At 74.7% G+C, this 17,542-nt stretch carries 23 protein-coding genes; 14 read left to right on the top strand and 9 right to left on the bottom strand.

Translation table 11 applies throughout. The annotated features are described in order from the left end of the window. Position 1 precedes the first annotated feature (1 nt). Positions 2–904: a neutral zinc metallopeptidase gene (locus ACFV0O_RS08680; protein WP_380338196.1), complete on the bottom strand. Its 903-nt coding sequence runs from the start codon at positions 902–904 to the stop codon at positions 2–4. A 211-nt stretch (positions 905–1,115) separates the two neighbouring features. Continuing rightward, positions 1,116–1,952 (bottom strand): helix-turn-helix transcriptional regulator, encoded by an 837-nt coding sequence (locus tag ACFV0O_RS08685; RefSeq protein ID WP_380338306.1) that lies wholly within the window; start codon positions 1,950–1,952, stop codon positions 1,116–1,118. Between the two features lie 150 nt (positions 1,953–2,102). Between ACFV0O_RS08685 and ACFV0O_RS08690 the strand changes: the two genes are divergently transcribed. From ACFV0O_RS08690 to ACFV0O_RS08705, 4 genes are all read left to right on the top strand, one after another. Further along, positions 2,103–2,633 (top strand): EF-hand domain-containing protein, encoded by a 531-nt coding sequence (locus ACFV0O_RS08690; RefSeq protein WP_380338198.1) that lies wholly within the window; start codon positions 2,103–2,105, stop codon positions 2,631–2,633. Between the two features lie 127 nt (positions 2,634–2,760). After that, a complete protein-coding gene (locus tag ACFV0O_RS08695; protein ID WP_380338200.1) occupies positions 2,761–3,258 on the top strand; it encodes a hypothetical protein in 498 nt (165 codons plus the stop codon). A gap of 5 nt (positions 3,259–3,263) precedes the next feature. Beyond that, on the top strand, positions 3,264–3,746 hold the full coding sequence (locus ACFV0O_RS08700) for a hypothetical protein (RefSeq protein ID WP_380338202.1): 483 nt from the start codon (positions 3,264–3,266) through the stop codon (positions 3,744–3,746). 210 nt (positions 3,747–3,956) lie between these two features. Continuing rightward, positions 3,957–4,817: an NAD-dependent epimerase/dehydratase family protein gene (locus ACFV0O_RS08705; protein ID WP_380338204.1), complete on the top strand. Its 861-nt coding sequence runs from the start codon at positions 3,957–3,959 to the stop codon at positions 4,815–4,817. Between the two features lie 671 nt (positions 4,818–5,488). Here the strand turns inward: ACFV0O_RS08705 and fusA are convergent. From fusA to ACFV0O_RS08720, 3 genes are all read right to left on the bottom strand, one after another. Then, entirely contained in the window at positions 5,489–7,567 is a 2,079-nt protein-coding gene (gene fusA / locus ACFV0O_RS08710; protein WP_380338207.1) for an elongation factor G, read from the bottom strand. A 491-nt stretch (positions 7,568–8,058) separates the two neighbouring features. After that, positions 8,059–8,589 (bottom strand): hemerythrin domain-containing protein, encoded by a 531-nt coding sequence (locus ACFV0O_RS08715; protein ID WP_380338210.1) that lies wholly within the window; start codon positions 8,587–8,589, stop codon positions 8,059–8,061. Positions 8,590–8,666: 77 nt separating this feature from the next. Beyond that, complete coding sequence (locus ACFV0O_RS08720) at positions 8,667–9,689, bottom strand: DMT family transporter (RefSeq protein WP_380338213.1); 1,023 nt, start codon at positions 9,687–9,689, stop codon at positions 8,667–8,669. A 48-nt stretch (positions 9,690–9,737) separates the two neighbouring features. Between ACFV0O_RS08720 and ACFV0O_RS08725 the strand changes: the two genes are divergently transcribed. The 5 genes from ACFV0O_RS08725 to ACFV0O_RS08745 all read left to right on the top strand — a co-directional run bounded on the left by ACFV0O_RS08725 (position 9,738) and on the right by ACFV0O_RS08745 (position 13,246). Next, positions 9,738–10,292: a MarR family winged helix-turn-helix transcriptional regulator gene (locus ACFV0O_RS08725; protein WP_380338216.1), complete on the top strand. Its 555-nt coding sequence runs from the start codon at positions 9,738–9,740 to the stop codon at positions 10,290–10,292. Positions 10,293–10,395: 103 nt separating this feature from the next. Continuing rightward, positions 10,396–10,917: a DUF6328 family protein gene (locus ACFV0O_RS08730; RefSeq protein ID WP_380338218.1), complete on the top strand. Its 522-nt coding sequence runs from the start codon at positions 10,396–10,398 to the stop codon at positions 10,915–10,917. Between the two features lie 648 nt (positions 10,918–11,565). Continuing rightward, positions 11,566–12,168: an AAA family ATPase gene (locus ACFV0O_RS08735; protein ID WP_380338221.1), complete on the top strand. Its 603-nt coding sequence runs from the start codon at positions 11,566–11,568 to the stop codon at positions 12,166–12,168. 387 nt (positions 12,169–12,555) lie between these two features. Continuing rightward, positions 12,556–12,801 carry a hypothetical protein gene (locus ACFV0O_RS08740; RefSeq protein ID WP_380338224.1) on the top strand — a complete coding sequence of 82 codons (246 nt, stop codon included), beginning with the start codon at positions 12,556–12,558 and terminating at the stop codon, positions 12,799–12,801. Positions 12,802–12,820: 19 nt separating this feature from the next. Next, on the top strand, positions 12,821–13,246 hold the full coding sequence (locus ACFV0O_RS08745) for a hypothetical protein (RefSeq protein WP_380338309.1): 426 nt from the start codon (positions 12,821–12,823) through the stop codon (positions 13,244–13,246). Here the strand turns inward: ACFV0O_RS08745 and ACFV0O_RS08750 are convergent. Beyond that, positions 13,161–13,391, bottom strand: coding sequence for a DUF6191 domain-containing protein (locus tag ACFV0O_RS08750; RefSeq protein ID WP_380338227.1), 231 nt, complete (start codon positions 13,389–13,391; stop codon positions 13,161–13,163). The two genes, ACFV0O_RS08745 and ACFV0O_RS08750, sit on opposite strands and share 86 nt — an antisense overlap. 273 nt (positions 13,392–13,664) lie before the next feature. On the opposite strand from ACFV0O_RS08750, the gene ACFV0O_RS08755 reads away from it, so the two are divergent. Next, positions 13,665–14,498: a hypothetical protein gene (locus ACFV0O_RS08755; protein ID WP_380338230.1), complete on the top strand. Its 834-nt coding sequence runs from the start codon at positions 13,665–13,667 to the stop codon at positions 14,496–14,498. Between the two features lie 160 nt (positions 14,499–14,658). Here the strand turns inward: ACFV0O_RS08755 and ACFV0O_RS08760 are convergent, their stop codons facing one another. The 3 genes from ACFV0O_RS08760 to ACFV0O_RS08770 form a co-directional block, all read right to left on the bottom strand. After that, the gene (locus ACFV0O_RS08760) at positions 14,659–15,126 is read right to left on the bottom strand and encodes an NUDIX domain-containing protein (RefSeq protein ID WP_380338232.1); all 468 of its coding nucleotides are present in this window, start codon (positions 15,124–15,126) and stop codon (positions 14,659–14,661) included. Positions 15,127–15,201: 75 nt separating this feature from the next. After that, on the bottom strand, positions 15,202–15,450 hold the full coding sequence (locus ACFV0O_RS08765) for a hypothetical protein (protein WP_380338235.1): 249 nt from the start codon (positions 15,448–15,450) through the stop codon (positions 15,202–15,204). After that, entirely contained in the window at positions 15,450–15,650 is a 201-nt protein-coding gene (locus ACFV0O_RS08770; protein ID WP_380338238.1) for a hypothetical protein, read from the bottom strand. Before ACFV0O_RS08770 ends, ACFV0O_RS08765 begins: the two co-directional genes overlap by 1 nt. Before the next feature lie 118 nt (positions 15,651–15,768). Between ACFV0O_RS08770 and ACFV0O_RS08775 the strand changes: the two genes are divergently transcribed. From ACFV0O_RS08775 to ACFV0O_RS08790, 4 genes are all read left to right on the top strand, one after another. Beyond that, positions 15,769–16,605 carry a helix-turn-helix domain-containing protein gene (locus tag ACFV0O_RS08775; protein ID WP_380338241.1) on the top strand — a complete coding sequence of 279 codons (837 nt, stop codon included), beginning with the start codon at positions 15,769–15,771 and terminating at the stop codon, positions 16,603–16,605. Continuing rightward, complete coding sequence (locus tag ACFV0O_RS08780; protein ID WP_380338244.1) at positions 16,589–16,798, top strand: DUF397 domain-containing protein; 210 nt, start codon at positions 16,589–16,591, stop codon at positions 16,796–16,798. The genes ACFV0O_RS08775 and ACFV0O_RS08780 overlap by 17 nt, the downstream gene beginning before the upstream one ends. A gap of 83 nt (positions 16,799–16,881) precedes the next feature. Continuing rightward, positions 16,882–17,085 carry a DUF397 domain-containing protein gene (locus ACFV0O_RS08785; RefSeq protein ID WP_380338246.1) on the top strand — a complete coding sequence of 68 codons (204 nt, stop codon included), beginning with the start codon at positions 16,882–16,884 and terminating at the stop codon, positions 17,083–17,085. A gap of 175 nt (positions 17,086–17,260) precedes the next feature. Continuing rightward, positions 17,261–17,464, top strand: a complete 204-nt coding sequence (locus tag ACFV0O_RS08790) for a DUF397 domain-containing protein (RefSeq protein WP_380338249.1) — start codon at positions 17,261–17,263, stop codon at positions 17,462–17,464. The last annotated feature ends 78 nt before the right edge of the window (positions 17,465–17,542 follow it).

Here is a 17,542-nt window from a genome sequence, read left to right on the forward strand (position 1 = left end):
CCTAGAGTTTCGCGGCCGAGAAGGTGTCGCACTGGGCGAGGTCGCCGCTGCGGTAGCCGGTGGTGAACCAGGCCTTGCGCTGCTCGGAGGAGCCGTGCGTCCAGGCTTCCGGGTTGATCCGCCCGGTGGCCTGCTGCTGGATGCGGTCGTCGCCGACGGCCGCGGCCGCGTCCAGGCCCTGGGCGATGTCCTGGTCGGTGAGGGAGGCGATCAGGGGCCGCCCGGTGGAGGGCTGCGGGGTCGTGGTGGCGTGGTGCGCCCACACCCCGGCGTAGCAGTCGGCCTGCAGTTCCAGGCGCACCGAGGCGCTGTTGGCGCCCGAGCGGTCGTTGCCGACCTTCTGCATGGTGCCGGTGAGGGTCTGGATGTGGTGGCCGTACTCGTGGGCGACGACGTAGGACTCGGCGAACGGGCCGCCCTTGGCGCCGAAGCGGCTGGAGAGTTCGTTGAAGAAGCCGAGGTCGACGTAGGCCTTCTTGTCGCCGGGGCAGTAGAACGGGCCGACCGCCGAGGTCGCCGACCCGCAGGCGGTGGAGACCTGGTTGGTGAACAGCACCGTCTCGGCGCTCTTGTACGGGATGTTGGTGCGGCGCGGCAGTTCGGTGCGCCAGAAGTCCTGGAGGCTGTTGGTGACGGCCACGATCCGGCAGTCCTGGCGCTTGTTGGCGTCGGCGCCGGTCTTGCAGGCCTGCTGTGCCTCGCCGGCGGTGCGCACGCCGTTGGAGGAGGTGGAGCCGCTGCCGGAGGACAGGCCCAGCATCTTGGGGTCGACGCCGAGGACGATCGCGAACAGGACCGCGATCAGGCCCACGGCCCCGCCGCCGATGGCGACCTTCCCGCCGGGGATGCCGCGCCGGTCGTCCACCTGCGAGGTGTCGAGGTCGCCCTGGTCGTCGAACTGCATTGCCCTGCCTGCCCGCCTGTGTCGTGTTCCGCCCTGCTGGTGACGGTCTGTACCGCCGACGGCCGGCCCCAGCCTACGGGCAGCGGCTCCCGGCACGGAGCAGTGGGGCCGGGGCCCCAGACGGGGGCCGGAGCCTCAGGCGGGGGCCGGAGCCTCACGCGGGGGCCGGGGCCTCAGGCGGGGGCCGGAGCCTCACGCGGGGGCCGGGGCCTCAGGCGGGGGCCGGGGCGCCGACGACGCGCAGCAGGTCCAGGCGGGAGGCGGAGTCGCTGCCGGGCGCGGCGGTGTGCACGAGCAGCAGCTGGTCCTCGCCGCCGGCGGCCAGCACCTCGCACTCCAGCTCCAGCGGCCCGACCGTCGGGTGCAGCACGCGCTTGTGGCCGCTGCGCCGCCGGGCGACCTCGTGGCGCTCCCAGTGGGAGGTGAACTCCGCTCCGGTGGCGAGGAGTTGTTCCAGCAGTTCGGTGGCGCGCCGGTCCCCGGGGCGGGCGGTGCGGGCGGCGCGCAGGGCGGCGACGTGGGCGCGGGCGAGGTCGTCGTGGTCCTCGGGCGGGAAGAGCGCGCGGGCGCCGGGTTCGGTGAACCAGCGCAGCAGCAGGTTGCGGCGCTCGGGCGGCAGGGCGGCGGTGTCCCCGAAGACGGCGGCGGCCATCGGGTTCTGCGCGAGGACGTCGCCGACGTCGGTGACCACCTGGGCGGGTGTGTCGTGCAGCCGGTCCAGGATGAGCAGCAGTCCGGGCCGGACGTGCCCGAGCGGGCCGTGGCGGCGCGGCGGTTCGTGCCCGGCGAGGCGGAACAGGTGGTCGCGTTCGTCCTCGCTGAGCCGCAGGGCCCGTGCCAGCGCGGCGAGCAGCTGCGGTGAGGGCTGCGGCCCGCGCCGCTGTTCGAGGCGGGCGTAGTAGTCGACCGACAGTCCCGCCACGTGCGCCACCTCCTCGCGCCGCAGTCCGGGGGTGCGGCGGCGCACCCCGGGCGGCAGGCCGAGGTCGGCGGGGGTGAGGCGGGCCCGGGTCCGGGTGAGGAAGTCGGCCAGTGCCGGTCGGTCGATCATGCCCCCAGCATGCCCCCCGGGGGGTGGGCGCAGCCAGGGACGGGCGGTCCCCGGCTGCGCGGGCGCCGCGCCTGCGCCGGGCGCGCCCGTCCCGCCGCTAGCGTCGTGACCGGCAGAACTTCCTGTTGCGGAAAGATCGGTGACGACATGTCGAACGAGGCGAAGCGGCGCATCTTCGCGATGCTGGACAGCGACGGCGACGGTGTGATCTCCCACGACGAGTACCTCGCCCGGGTCGACCGGGCGGCGTCGGCCTTCGGGCGCGGCCCGCAGGATCCGCTGGTCGTCGCGGCCCGCGTGGCCCACCGGGAGGTCTTCGGGCAGATGGACGGGGACGGTGACGGTGGCGTCACGTTCGAGGAGTACCGCGACTGGGCCGGCCACGAGGCCTTCGAGCAGACCTGCCGGCCCGCCCTCGGTTCGCTGTTCGACCTCGCCGACTCCGACGGCGACGGGCGCCTGACCCGCCCGGAGTTCACCCGGCTGCGGACGGCGAGCGGCAACCCGGCCGAGGGGGCCGACGCCGCGTTCGACGCCCTGGACGTCGACGGCGAGGGCGTCGTGGGACGCGCCGCGTACCTGGCCGCGATCCACGACTTCCTCACCACCGGTGCCTCCCCCATGGCCGGCGCCTACGGCGACGCCCGCCCGGACCCTCGGGAGCTGTCCGCCCGCTGACCGCCGACCGCCCGCCGCTGTGTCCTCCCGGCGCGGGCCGGGAGGACACACCCGGGCCGGAAGGGCGCACCCGGGCCGGGCGGGAATTCGGGTGCCCCGCCGGTGAGGGCCGTGCGAGCATCGGCGGGTGATCGACATCGAGGAGCTGTCCGGCGCCGGCCTGGTCGGCAGGCGGCTGGTCGGGGTGACCGCGGCGTGGCACCACGACGGCGACGACGAGCCGTCGTTGCTGCACCTGTGGCTCCACCTGGAGGGCTTGGGCCCGGTGCTGTTCCACACGCCGTCGACCGGCCTGTCGTTGCGGGCCGAGCAGCCGTGCGCGCCGTACTCGATGGCGCCGTACGGCAGTGTCCGGGTGGCCGACGATCCGCCCGGCGTCCCGGTGACGGGGTTCGTCGGGCAGGTGGTCCGCTCGGTGCGGGAGATCGGCTACGACGACGGCCGGGTCGGCTTCCCGGCCGGTCTGGCGCTCGGGTTCCCCGGCGGGAGCGTCCGTCTGCTCGCCCTCGTGGACGAGCTGGTCGTCGCCCGTGACCGGCACCTGGGCGCGGTCGAGGCGCACCTGTCCGAGGGCCCGGACCTCGCCGCGGCGGGCGGCGTGCCTTGCGCCGGTGGGAGGGGCTGAGGGCGGTGGCCACCCACCCGGGCCGCGACTACGCGGTCACCGCGATGTACTCCGTGGCCGACGACTCCTGGCACCTGGAGCTGGAGTTCGTCCGCGAGCAGCGCACGATCGCGACGGCGCTGGTCCCCGACGAGGACCCGGCCCGGGAGCCGGTGGTGCGTTGGGACGCCCAGGAGCCGTGCCCGGACGTCCCGTTCGAGGTGATGCGCTGGTTCGTGGCGCTGGTCGAGGAGGAGATCCGCACCTGCCGCGCCTGGATGCGGCTGCGGCCCGGGCTGGTGGAGGTCGTGCACGGCCTGCGCCGGGAGTACGCGGGCGCCGTCGACGACGGCGGCTTCCCCGCCGTCCTCGCGCAGGTGCGCGCCGCGGTCGCCGGGGCGGACGTGCCCGCGGTCCTGGCGGCCGCCTTCGGGCGGAGTCCCGACGGCGCCGAGCTGAGCGGCGCAGGGACGCTGCGGATCGTCGAGGAGGCGGCAGCGGCCGGCTGACCGGCCGTCAAGGACCCGGTGGAGGGGGATGCCGCACGCTCCGGGAGCGACCCCGCCGCGTGAGGACCGCTCCGCGGGGGCGGTCCGGCCGGCCCGGCCCCCAGCCAGGGACCGGCGGTCCCTGGTTCGGGAGGTCTCTGCCGCGGCGCTCGGGGCCCGGGCAGGGTGATGGGTGTCGGAGGACGGAAACTTTCCTGGAGGAGACGGGCGATGGCGACGATTCTGGTGACGGGCGCAACCGGTGCGGTGGGCAGCCGGCTGGTGCCGCGGCTGCTGCGGTGGGCCGGGGCTCAGGGCTCCTCGGTGCGGGTGCTGGTGCGCGACGAGGCGAAGGCCCGGGCCCTGGCGGGGCTCGGCGCGCAGGTGGTGGTCGGCGACCTGCGCGAGGAGGCGGACCGGGAGCGGGCGCTGACGGGGGCCGACGCGGTGCTGAACGTGGCGGCGGCGCCGCGCGGGGTGTCGGACGAGGCCGCGTGGGAGGTCAACCGGGACGCGGCGGTGGCGCTGGGCCGGGAGGCGGCGAAGGCGGGGGTGGCCCGGTTCGTCCAGACCAGTACGAACCTGGTGTACGGGCGGGGACTGGGCCGCCCCGCCGTGGAGGACGACCGCCTGGCGCCGGACCCGGCGTGGGGGGCGTACGCGGCGTCCAAGGCCCGGGCGGAGGAGGGGCTGCGCGCACTGGGCGACGAACTCCCGCTGGTGGTGGCGCGGTTGGCGTTCGTGTACGGGGAGGGCGATCCGCATCTGGCGCAGTCGCTGCGGTGGGCGGCCGGCTGGCCCGCGCACCAGCGCCTGGCGGTGGTGCACCACGCGGACGTGGCACGGGCACTGTGGCGGGCGGTGTCGACGCCCGGCATCGAGGGGCGGGCGTACAACGTCGGTGACGACGCCCCGCTGACGGCCTGGGACCTGCACGCGCTCAACGGGCGCACGCATCCGGGGGGTTCGCCCGAGGCGGCGGCGTTCGACCCGTGGGAGGGCCAGGTGTCGACTGCCGCCGCCCGCCGCGACCTGGGCTGGCACCCGCTGTTCCCCTCGGCCTGGGCGGCGGCCGAAGCCGGGGCGCTGTAGCGGGCGCGCCGGGACGCAGACGGGGCATGGCACGGCGGGCACGGCACGGCACGGCGGGCACGGCACGGCACGGCGCCGGGCGCGGGACGGCGGGCACGGCACGGCGCCGCGGGCGCGGGACGGCGGGCACGGCACGGCGGAACCGTCGGGTGGGTGTCGGGCCGACGTCGTGGCCCGCCGGTGTGCCCGGCCGCGAGGATGATCCCTGGCCGCGGGACCGGGGGCACCGCTGCGGCGCGGACGGCGGAGGCCGGGCACCGGGCACCTGGCACCTGGCGGACCGGCCCGCACCGTCATCCCCTGTTCCTCCCGGTGCACGGACGCACGGGCCCGGGAGGTCGTCACGAGGAAGGTGTTCGCCGCACGCGCCGCGAGCGGGGCGCTGTCCCTGGCCGTGCCGGCCGCGACCGCGGTGCCGGCCCCTGTCGATCGGTCGACCACAGCGGCGGCCCCTTCGGCTCGCCTCAGCGGTGCGAGGACCCGGGTGCCGCAGCGCGGGCAGGTGGGGCATCGACGACTGCGGCTTCGTCCGGGGCCACTGGTACGCCTTCGCGCCGTGACGGCGCAGGCGCCCGCCCGGACGGGCCCGGGCGGCGGCTGAACCGGACGGGCCCGGGCGGGCCGGTGCCCGGCCCTCCCCGTGCGGGGACGGGGAGGGCCGGGCGGCGGGCTCAGCCCGCGTTCACGGGTGCGGGCGCGTAGCCGGCCGGGCGGGTGGTGAAGGTGCCGCGGCCCTGGGTGCGGCCGCGCAGGCGGCTCGCGTAGCCGAACAGTTCGGCCAGCGGCACCAGTGCGCTCACCTGCGCGGTGGCGCCGGGTGCGGCCGTGGTGGCCCGGACGTGGCCGCGCCGGGCGGCGAGGTCGCCGAGGACGGTGCCGAGCGCGTCCTCGGGCACGGTGACCGTCACCTCCGCGACCGGCTCCAGCAGCCGCATCCGCGAGGCCCGCAGTGCCTCGCGCAGCCCGAGGCGGGCGGCGGTGCGGAAGGCGAGCTCGGAGGAGTCCTTGGGGTGGGTGGCCCCGTCGGTGAGGGTGACGGCGACGCCGGTGACCGGGTGGCCGCCGAGCGGACCCTCGGCGAGGGCGTCCCGGCAGCCCGCCTCGACGGCCTGCACGTACTCGCGCGGCACCCGCCCGCCGGTGACGGCGGAGGCGAACGCGAAGTCCGCCCCGCTGTCGTCCGGCAGCGGCCGGACGTCCAGCACGAGGTGCGCGAACTGGCCCGCGCCGCCGTCCTGTTTGGCGTGCCGGTACACGAAGCCGGCCACGCCCTCGACCAGGGCCTCGCGCAGCGCGACCGTCGGCCGTCCGGTGACCGCCTCGACGCCGCTGTCGCGCCGCACCTTCTCCACCGCGACCTCCAGGTGCAGTTCACCCAGCCCCGACAGGGTGCGCTGCCCGGTCTCGGGGTCGGTGGCCAGGCGCAGCGAGGGGTCCTCCTCGGCCAGGCGGGCCAGGGCGGCGGCGAGCTTGTCGGTGTCGGTGGCGCGGCGGGCCTCGACGGCGACGGTGACGACGGGGTCGGCGCTCACGGGGGCCTCCAGGAGGATGGGGTGGTCGGGGTCGCACAGGGTGGCGCCGACGCGGGCGGCCTTGGGGCCGATGACGGCGACGATGTCGCCGGCGCGGGCGTGGTCGGTCTCGGTGTGGCGGTCGGCGGTCACGCGCAGGATGCGGGCGACGCGTTCGCGGCGGCCGGTGGCGGTGTCGAGCACGGTCGCTCCCTTGTGCAGGGTGCCCGCGTACAGGCGCAGGTAGCTGAGGCGCCCGGTGGGGGCGGCGGTGACCTTGAACGCCAGGGCGGTCAGGGGCTGTTCGGGGTCGGCGGTGCGCTGCTGCGCGCCGTCGGCCGAGCGGACGGGCGGGACGTCGAGCGGGGAGGGCAGGTAGGCGACGGCGGCGTCCAGGAGGGGTTCGATGCCGCGGTTGCGGTAGGCGGAGCCGCACAGCACGACCACGGCCTCGCCGGTGCGGGTGAGTTCGCGCAGGGCGGTGGCGAGGGTGGCGGCGGTGACGGTGCCGTGGGTGCAGAACTCCTCCAGGGCTTGGGGGTTCAGTTCGGCGACGGCCTCTTCGAGGGCGCGGCGGCGCTGTGCGGCCAGGTCGGCGAGGTGCGCGGGCACCGGGGCCTCGGCGGCGGGGGTGCCGTCGTCGTGCCAGGTGTGGGCGCGCAGGTGCAGCAGGTCGATGACGCCGGTGAACGACTCCTCGGTGCCGATGGGGAGTTGGACGGCCAGCGGGTGCGGGTGCAGGCGTTCGCGGATGGAGGCGACGGCGGTGTCCAGGTCGGCGCCGGCGCGGTCGAGCTTGTTGACGAAGGCGATGCGGGGCACGCCGTGGCGTTCGGCCTGGCGCCAGACGGACTCGCTCTGCGGTTCGACGCCGGCGACCGCGTCGAACACCGCCACGGCGCCGTCCAGGACGCGCAGCGAGCGTTCGACCTCGTCGGCGAAGTCGACGTGGCCGGGGGTGTCGATGAGGTTGATGCGGTGTCCGGCCCAGGCGCAGGTGACGGCGGCGGCGAAGATGGTGATGCCGCGGTCGCGTTCCTGGGGGTCGAAGTCGGTGACGGTGGTGCCGTCGTGGACCTCGCCGCGCTTGTGGGTGGTGCCGGTGAGGTAGAGGATCCGTTCGGTGACGGTGGTCTTGCCGGCGTCGACGTGGGCGAGGATGCCGAGGTTGCGGACGGCGGCGATGGCGGCCACGTCGGTGGCGGTGGTGACGGCGGTGGTGGTGGTGTCGGTGCGCATGGCCCGGGTGCCTTTCGAGGCGGTTTCCTACGGGTGGGCGCGCGATTCGGCCGGTGCTGACGTGTGCTGAACGTGTGCTGACGCCGGCGTGTGATGACGGATCGTCAGGTTCGTTCCCGCCGGGGCCCGTACGGGAGCAGCGGGGCGGTGCGGGTTCAGGGTTCAGACGGTGGCAGCACGGCTCCGGTGCCGGCCGCGCAGCGGGCACCGGGAGGGCGGGGACACCAGGATCACCTCGTACCGGGAGGCGGGAGAGGGGGCGGCGGCGCTCTGCTTCGGCACGGCCGCTCGCCTCCTCTCTCGTCTCGTCCGTCGGCACGGTGGGCCGCGCGTCGGAGCGCGGCTGCGTGGCGAGTGTAGGGACGCCGGGTCACCGGGCGCGACGGGTTTTCCGGCGACGCACTTTCCGGCGAAGCGCTCTCCCGCGCCGGGCCCAGAGCGCCGGGCGACGGGCAACGCGCAGCGGGCAACGGGCCCGGCGTCGGCGTGCGCTACGGCGCAGTGAAGCGCAGCACGGGTTCGGACCAGCCGTCGTCGGGCACTCCGGCGTCGAGGGCAGCACCGATGGCGCGTTCCTCGTAGCCGAAGTGGGAGTCCATGATGGCGGCCAGTCCGTCGAGTTCGCGGCCGATGGCCTCCAGGTCGGCCGGGTCCGCGCCGGGTGTTGCGCCGGGTGCTCCGCCGGGCGCCGGGCCGGCCGTTGCGCCGGCCTGTTCGGCGAGCTCGCGCACCCGGGTGAGGATGGCGGAGATGAAGCCGTGGTCCTCGACGAGTTTGGCGACGGTCGGCGCCAGATCGGGCCGTTCGCGCAGGAGTCGGGCGAAGAGGCCGTCGTCCTCGCCCTGGTGGTGGTTGGTCAGGGCGGTGCAGAAGGCCAGGCAGTGGGTGAGCAGGGTGTCGCCGTCGGGGCGGGGGCGGCCGAGGTTGGCGCGGATGTCGGCGAGGCGGCGGCGCAGGTCCTGGTGCGCGCGGGAGAGTTGAAGGCTGAGGGCGGCCGTACGGCCGTTGACGGGGGAGGCCACGGGTGGCGGTCCCTTCGGTTCCGCACCTCCATGCCTGACGCGGTCCGTCACCGGCACGCGATGCTGGCGCCAGCAGATCACGCGACCCGATCGCCGGGCAAGCGCGCCCGCGGCGGCCCGGCGGGCGCGGTCCCGGCTCCGGAGGGCGCGGTCCCGGCTCCGGCAGGCGCGGGCCCGGCTTCGGCGGGCGCGGGCCCGGCTTCGGCGGGCGCGGCGGCCCGGGCGCGCGGGCGTCCGAGGAGGATCCCGGCGGCCACCAGCGCCAGCCCCACCCCCTGCCGCACCCCGAACGGGTCGCCGTCCAGCGCGGTGCCCAGCAGCACCCCGGCCAGCGGGTTGAGCAGTCCGAGCAGGCCCACCGTCCCGGCCGGCAGGTGGCGCAGTCCGGCGAACCAGCAGGTGAAGGCGAGGGCGGTGGCGATCAGGGTGGTGTAGGCGAAGGCGAGCAGGGTGGGGGTGTCCAGGGGCGGGGGCGCGCCCTCGGCGGTGACGGCGAGCGGCAGCAGCATCAGGCCGCCGGCGGTGAGCTGCCAGGAGGTGGCGGCGAGCGGGTCGGCGCCCTCGCGCCAGCGGGCGGCCAGCACGTAGCCGACGGAGGAGACGAGCATCGCCCCGGCCGAGGCTGCCAGGCCGGTCCAGCCGATCCCGCCGCCCGCACCCCCGCTCCCGCCTCCGCCTCCGCCTCCGCCTCCGCCGAGCAGGGTCAGCGCGACGCCGGCCAGGCCCGCCACCGCCCCCGCGAGGTGGGCGCGGTGCGGGCGCGGGCCGGCCAGGGCCCAGGCGGTGAGCAGCATGGCGAGCGGGGAGGCGGCCATGACGGTGGCGGCGGCGCTGGTGGGCAGCAGCTGGGAGGCGAGGTAGAGCAGGACGAAGAAGACGGCGGTGTTGAGCAGGCCGAGCAGGGCGCTGCGCCACCACCAGGGGCCGCGGGGGCGGCGGCGGGCCAGGGCGAGCAGCAGCAGTCCGGCGGGCAGGGCGCGCAGGACGGCGCCCCACAGGGGGCGGTCGGCGGGCAGGTAGGTGTGGGTGACGTAGTAGTTGGCGCCCCAGGCGAGCGGGGCGAGGGCGGTCGGCAGTACCCAGCGCGCATTGGCTTCCATGGAAGACAATATAGCTTCCTTGGAAGCTACTCGCGCTACACTGGCCACATGGAGCACTCGGAGCACTCGGAGCAGCAGCCCGCCGCCGGTCACGGCGACCACGTCGCCCGGATCCAGGCCCAGTGGCGGCGCGAACGCCCCGACCTCGACGTCTCCCCGCTCGCCGTCATCGGCCGCCTGCACCGCCTCGCCGACCGCCTGACCGCCGAACTCACCCTCGTCTACCAGCGCTACGGCCTCAGCGAGGGCGAGTTCGACGCACTCGCCGCACTGCGCCGCGCCGGCGCCCCGTACGAGCGGGCCCCCGGCGAGCTCGCCGCGCACACCATGGTGACCACCGGCGCCATGACCAAGCGGATCGACCGCCTGGAACGCGCCGGACTGGTCACCCGCCGCACCGCCGAGGACGACCGGCGCGGGCGCGTCGTCGCCCTCACCGACGCCGGCCTGCGCCTGATCGACGAGGCGTTCACCACCCACATCCGCAACGAACACCGCCTGCTCGCCCACCTCGCCCCCAAGGAGGCCGCCGCCCTGCAGACCCTGCTCACCGCCTGGCAGACCCGCCTGGACGGCACCGGGGAGCCGGGCGACGGCCGGTGACCGCACCGGGCCCGCACGCCCGTCCGGCGCCGCCTCCCGTCACCTGCCGCCTGCCGCCCGCCGCTGCCCGTCCGCCGCGCCGACGCCAGCGACAATGTGACCCATGACCAGCACACCGCCGCCTCCGGACCCACCGTCGCCCTCCGCCCCTCCCCCGCCGGGCTGGGAGAACCCCGCCGTCCGGGCCGACCGGCGCCTGGTGGAGATGCTGCAGGAACTGCGGGTGCTGCAGACCGGCGTGCAGATCGTCTTCGCCTTCCTCCTCGGCATCGCCTTCACCCCGCGCTTCGCCGAACTCACCGACCCCCAGCAGGACATCTACATCGCCACCCTGTTGCTGACCGTCGTCGCCGCGGCCGTCCTCGCCACCCCCGTCGCCCTGCACCGCGGCCTGTACCGCCACCCCGGCAAGGCCCGGATCGTCGACGTCTCCGCCCGCATCGCCCAGGGCGGCCTGCTGCTGCTCGCCTCCGCGCTGACCGGCGCCGTCCTGCTGGTCCTCGACGTCGTCCTCGGCACGGCGGTGGCGGTACCGATCGCCTGCGTCATCGCGCTGATCTTCGCCGTTCTGTGGTTCGTCCTGCCCTGGGCCGTCCGCCGCGCCACCACCCACGACCACGCCTGACGCCCGCGCACCCGCACGGCCACCCAGCCGCACAGCCCCGCAGTCCGGGAGCGGCCCGCCCGCTTCCGCCGCCCGCGCTGGGGAACGCGGGCGGCGGACCACGGACCGGGCCTTGGGCCGGCTGCCGACGCCGGGGGCCGGGCCGGGAAGGCGCACCCACACGCCGCCTCCCCACCCTGCAGAGCCCACCGGCCCCCCGAACCGCTTACCGCCCCCGGTGCCCCTCGCGCCCCGCACCGGGGGCGGAGGCGAAGGCGTCCACCGAGGCGGCGACCCGCAGGCCGGGTTCGGGGCCCGCCCGGCCGGCACACGGGCGCAGGCCTCATCGCCCCCGACGGCTCGGACCGGGTGCACCCCGGCCCGGTGGCGGGCCCCGACGAACGACCGGCCGAACCGGCCGTCCGGGCCCTCACCGCCTGGGCCGCCGGAGCTACCGGGGTCGCCGGAGCCGTCGGGGCCGCCTGGGCTGCCGATGGCGCACCCTGCCACGAGTGCCACGACCGCCCGCAGGCTCGCACACAGGATCCGGCCGGCCGCCGCGCCGCGCGGGCCCGCCCCTGCCGCCCGGACAGCCCGCCGCCCCGGCCGGACCACCCGCGGGCCACCCCGCCGGACCCGGCCGCACCCCCGCCCGCCTACCGTGACCGCATGCACACCGACGACAGCCCGTGGGACGTCCTGCTGATCGGCGGCGCCTCCGGGATCGGCAAGAGCCGCGCCGCCGCCCACCTCGCCGCCCGGCACGGGGCGTTCACCGTGGAGTTCGACGACGTCGTCGCCGCCCTGCAGGCCGCCACCACCCCGGCCACCCACCCCGGCCTGCACCACTTCTCCGCCCCGGACGGCACAGGGCCCAGGAGCGCCGACCGCGTCCTGGAGCTGCAGATCGCCACCGCCCACGCCCTGGACGAGGCCCTGCTCGGCGTCGTGCGCAACCGCCTCACCGTCGACGTGCCCGCCATCGTCGAAGGCGACTACCTCACCCCGGCCGCCGCCGCCCGCGCCACCGCCGAGGCCACCGGCCAGGGACACCGGGTGCGGGCGGTCTTCCTCCACGAGGGCGACCCGGCCCGCATCGCCGCCAACTACGCCGACCGCGAGCCCGACGGCGGCCCGCAGCCCGAGCGTGCCGCCGTCAGCGCCCGCTACTCCGCCTGGCTCGCCGCCCAGGCCGCCGCCCACACCCTGCCCGTGGTCGACTGCCGCCCGTACGCCACCCTGCCTGCACGCCTCGCCGCCGCCCTGGCCTGACCGACCCGGGGGCCCCCGGCGCGGGGCCCCCGGTCCCGGTGCCGGCCTTGGTGTCGGCCTTGGTGTCGGTGACGGGCATCCCCTTCGTCAGGGCCGACGGTAGGCCCGCCGGCTGGGCCGTCGACCCGCACGGGGCAACGAGACCCGGTCCCGAAGGTTGCGGCCGCGAAATGTCCACACCACGCCCGGAGCAGCCGAGTTGGAGCCGGACGGCGGGCCGTCGGCCGGGGCCTGGCCTCCCCTCCCCGGGGGAGGAAGCGGCGGTGGAATCGTCCTCAGGCGCGAGCGGCCATCGGCCCGGGCGCGGATGTGGCGGCCGGGGCACCCCTGGAACAGTGCGACGTGAGCGCGCACTTGGCCGCCGTCCCCGCTCCGAGAGGTCCGTTCATGCCCCAGGTCGACGTCCGTCCCCCAGCCCCCGCGGCAGCCGATGTCCCGCCACCGCCGCGCCGAGCCGTCCGGGCCGCCCACGCGTCCGCGCTGTCCGCGACCGTGGGCTTCATCCCGCTGCACGCCGTGTGGGCACTCGGCGTCCCGCTGTGGGCCGACGAGGCCAAGTTCCGCGACTGGTACGCCGGCGGCGGCCAAGCCTGCTCACCCTGGGCGCGATGGCCGCGCTCGCCGGCGTCCTGACACTGAGCCTGGTGCGGCCGTGGGCGTGGTGTTCCCGGGCTGGGTGCCGCTCGCCGGCGGACGCCGGGTCCCGCACCGGACCCTGGCCGCCACCGCGTTCACCGTCGCGACGTTCCTGCTGCTGTACACCGCCTGGGCCGCCGCACTGACCGTCGTACAGTGGAACGAGCCGGGCATCTTCAGCCGCTGGATCGTCGTCTACGGCATCCCGCAGTTCCTGCTCTGGGGCTTCGTCCTGCTCATCGCCGCACGTTCCTACCGCAGCCGCACGACGCCCCGCCCACCCGGCCCGGTGCGCTGGAACCTGTGTTTCAGAAGTGGATCTCGCGGTGAGGGAATCGCGCATGGTGCGGCGCGGGCTACCTCTGCCGTTGAACGACCGCGGTGCCGCCGTCCAAGTCGATACCTGTGCGAGGTGGGGCGCCGGCATGGTCGTCCCACCTGACCAGTCCGCCGCTGCTCGATGTGCACGCGCCGGCCGGCATTGCAGAAGGCGTGCAACTCCTCGGTCGCGGTGGCGCCGAGGCCGAGCCCGCTGCTTCGCGGCCGATCCGTTGCGTCGGCCGGCTCCGAGGATGGGCGGACGGCACTCCCAGTCCTGAACTCGACTGCGGACCGGGACGGTTGGCGTCGCGCAGGGCGGGCAGAGCCGATTCCGGGGCACCACACGACCGAGGGGGACGGATCTGATGCCTACAGCCACGCCATCGGACGGTTCGGACAGACCGGACCGGTCCCGAACTCGCGTTCCGGTCCAACCGCGGACGACTCCCGCTGAGACTGCGGCTCCACGACGGCCACGGGCCGGTCTGCTGACACAGTTCGTCCTGCAGTTCATCTACATTCCGCTGGGACTTCTGCTCGTGATCGGCTGGGTAGTCGTGCTGTTCTGGGGGGCTTCCCTCGGTGGCGGCGGTGGCAGTGGCTCTGATGCCGCCGATCTGTCCGAGATCCTGGTCGGGTTGTCCGGATCCGGGATCTCCTGGCGTCGCCTGCGCATCGAGTGGAACGGCAAGCCCGAGGAGTGGGAGCCATTCACCGAAGGACTTTTGAAGGACCGGTTCGCCAAAGCCGAGAAAAACAGCGGCTGGCGCCCGCCCGAGCTGCCGCCCAGCGGTGTGCGCCAGGCCGTCACGGGCCTCGGGCGCCACCACTACCGTGCTCTGGCCCCGACGCGGGTCGAGCAGTTGGCCAAGCGGCACGGCTGGTCGGTGGACTGGGCGAAGTGCAGGTCGGTGCAGGGACAGCTGCACCTTTTCCGCCTCATCCCGCCCCCGAAGCAGATCGGTGTACCCGATCCGTACGGGCCGCCGCCCGCGCCCCGCACGCCGTGGGGTCCGATGCGCTGCCGAGCGGTCGTTCCACTGCTCACCCTCGCCCTCGTGCCGCGGGTGCGCCTCCTGGAGCTCCGCCGCAGCCCGAACGCGTATGTGCGCCACCTGCGCAAGCACCTGGAGACACGATTCCGGGCCGAGCTGGCGCGCGAGCGCAGGAGGGACAACTACCGGTTCGACGAGGCGGGCCGGGTCCTGCGCCGGGTCAGCGTCAGGACCTGGCACTTCCGGGGCGCGGGCGCCGGAGCCGTCCTGCGGGTGGCCGCCGAACACGGCTGGAAGCTCGACCACTCGTTCCCCGCCGATCCGCAGGGCACCGTTCATCTGTGCCTCCTGGACAGTGGCCGCCGCCGGAGACGCTGACACCACGCGCGCGTGGCAGCCCGGTCCGGCCGAGCTCACCGCAGTCCCCCTCGACCGACTCAAGGTCCTCGTACGCAACCAGCTCAACGTCTGCCGTACCCGCCCGACACCCTCGACGGCTTCGTTGCCGACACCGGCCTGACCCCCGACGGACCCCGGATCAGGCCGCGCGCTGACCGTGCAGGAGGACGGGCAGGGCGCAGCCGGCCAACGCCTCGGTGATGCGGGCGAACTGGGCGGGGGCCGTGCAGCCCGGCAGGTCGTTCACCGGGACGAAGCGGGCGCCGAGCAGGCCGCTGCGGTGCTGCGGCGGAACGCTCAGGCGGGCGTCGTCGCGCACGGTGCCGCCGTCGAAGACCAGGTTGAGGCGTTCCAGGTAGCGGTCGGCGGGGGTGAAGTCGACCGCGATGATGCCGCTCAGGCGCAGGTGCAGGCCGGTCTCGGCGTGCAGGTGCCGGGCGGCCGCCAGGTGCGGCGGCTCGTTCGGCTTCGCGGCGCCGCCGGGCAGGATCATGCCGTCCATGTAGTCCGGGTCGACCAGCAGCACGTCCCCGCGCCGGTTGCGCACGAGGACGAGACAGCCCAGCCGGCACACCGGCGACTTGGCGAGGAGGCGGGGGTCGCGCATCGGGCAGTTCACTTTCTCAAGGTGGCGATGAGCACGGAGGAGAAGCCCGCCCACCACAGCAGACGGGCCAGGAGTTCAGTCGTCGTACGTCAGACGCTCGTACCGCAGCCCCTTGCGCAACAGGTCCACGATGCGCAGCAGTTCGAGCGGCCGGGCCGAGCCCAGGTCGACCAGATAGTTGCCCGTCCGGCTCCCGTACTCCCAATCCACCGCCACCGACGGCAACTTCACCCCACCGAGCGCGAGCACCGACACCAGGTCCTCCACCACGGAGGCCACCCGCCGGCGCTGCTCGGCCGTGACCCGGGAGAGCACCGATCCCATCACCGCTCCCCCGGCCGCTTGTGGACCTCGAACACGCGCCAGGCGTCGTAGGCGTCTTCGAAGAAGGTGAACGAGACCGGCTCCCCGGAGGCCTCGCACAGCCACTCCCCCGTGATCTCGTTACGGACCCGGTAGCGGCGCGACTCCGGGTCGAGGCGCACCCCGTACCCGTGCGAGCGGGGGATTTTGTGATTATCCATCGGATTTGACCTTCTGCAGTCGAGCACTCACCTTCTGTAGGGAAAGGGTTGCGGAGAGATCCCCCCGTAGGGAAGCATCTGAAATCGCCAGTTCAGCACGGTTCAGTTGGGAAGCATCATGAACCGCAAGGATCTTGATCCCACGTCATCGCCCTACGCCCCCCTCGGGATGCAGCTCCGCCGCTTCCGCGACGCGACCGGGATGACCCAGGACGAGTTCGGGGAGGTCATCTCCTACTCCGGCTCCTACATCTCCAGCGTCGAACGCGGAGTCCGGCGGCCGAGCCGCCGCTTCGTGGAGATCGCCGACAAGGCGCTCGCCACCGGCGGCACCCTCGCTCTGATGCTCGACCAGCTCGAACACAGCATCCTGATAGAGGGATTCCCCGAGTACGCCGAACGGGAGGCCGAAGCAACAGCACTGCGGCTGTTCCAGATCGGGGTCGTCTCAGGACTTCTGCAGACTGTCGACTACGCCACCGCATACGAGCAGGCATTCGTTCGACGTGGCACGGTCACCCAGCAGCAAGCCGACGAGCGCCTCCGCTTCCTCATCGCCCGCCAGGAGAAGGTCAACCGGCCGTCGCCACCCCACGTCCACGCCGTTCTCGACGAGTGGTGCCTGCGGCGCCCCATCGGTGGACCGGCCGTCATGCTCGGCCAGTTGGCACGGCTGGAAGAGCTGGCTGCACGACCGAACATGACCATCCAGGTGACTCCGATCGGTCTTGGGGAGAACCGGCCGTTCGCCCACCCGGTGACGATCCTGACCCTGCCGAATCGTTCGCTTCTCGGCTATTCGGAGACCCACCAGCGCGGCTTTCTGGAGCGCGACGCGGAAACGCTTGCGGGCTGGGCCAGGGAGTACGATCGGCTGCAGGTTGAGGCGCTGCCACTGGCCGCGTCGCTTGAGCTGATCCGCGCAGTACGGAAGGAATTTGAACGTGCATCTTGACCTATCCGGCGCTCGCTGGCACAAGAGCACCTACAGCGGCGGCGGCGGCGAGTGCGTCGAGGTGGCAGACGGGTTCACCGGTATCGTCCCGGTCCGCGACTCCAAGGACCCGAGCGGCCCGGCACTCGTCTTCCCCTCCTACGCCTGGCAGTCCTTCATCACCGCTGTCAACACGGGCGAATTCGACGTCTGACAGGCCTACTTCGCACCGGAGTGGGAAGTCGTCACCATCGACTTCCCACTCCGTTCGCACAGCCCGACCAGGAGGGAACCGCCATGGACCTGACCCCCATCACCGCTTGGCGCAAGAGCACCTACAGCGGCGGCGGCGGCCAGTGCGTCGAGGTCGCCGACGGCCTCACCGGCATCGTCCCGGTCCGCGACTCCAAAGACCCCGACGGCCCGACCCTCCACTTCCCCTCCCCCGCCTGGCAAGCCTTCATCACCGCCCTCCGCGCCGGCGAACTCGACGCCCGCTGAAACCGCCTGCGCCCCGCCCCGCTGCCCCGCCCCGGCGCAGCGGGGCGTTTCCGGCCCTCGGCCTCTCGCGCTCGTGCCCGTGAGGGACCTCCGCGCAGCATCCCCGAGCACCCTGCACGGGGAGTCGGCCCCGCCGACTTCCCACTCCACCGCTCGATCAGGAGGGAATCCGCGCATGACCAGCAACTCCCCCATCACCTGGCGCAAGAGCACCCACAGCGGACAGGGTGGCGAGTGCGTGGAGGTCGCCGACGGCCTCACCGGCATCGTCCCCGTCCGCGACTCCAAAGACCCCGACGGCCCGACCCTCCACTTCCCCTCCCACGCCTGGCAAGCCTTCATCACCGCCCTCCGCGCCGGCGAACTCGACGCCGGATGACCATGCTTGCGTCCTGCTGCCCCCGGTCCGGGGCCGCCGGACCAGCCCGCACCGGGGATGAGACCCCCGCCCCCAACC

Origin of the sequence: Kitasatospora sp. NPDC059577, from assembly GCF_042735475.1 — a bacterium.
Taxonomy (GTDB): Bacteria; Actinomycetota; Actinomycetes; order Streptomycetales; family Streptomycetaceae; genus Kitasatospora.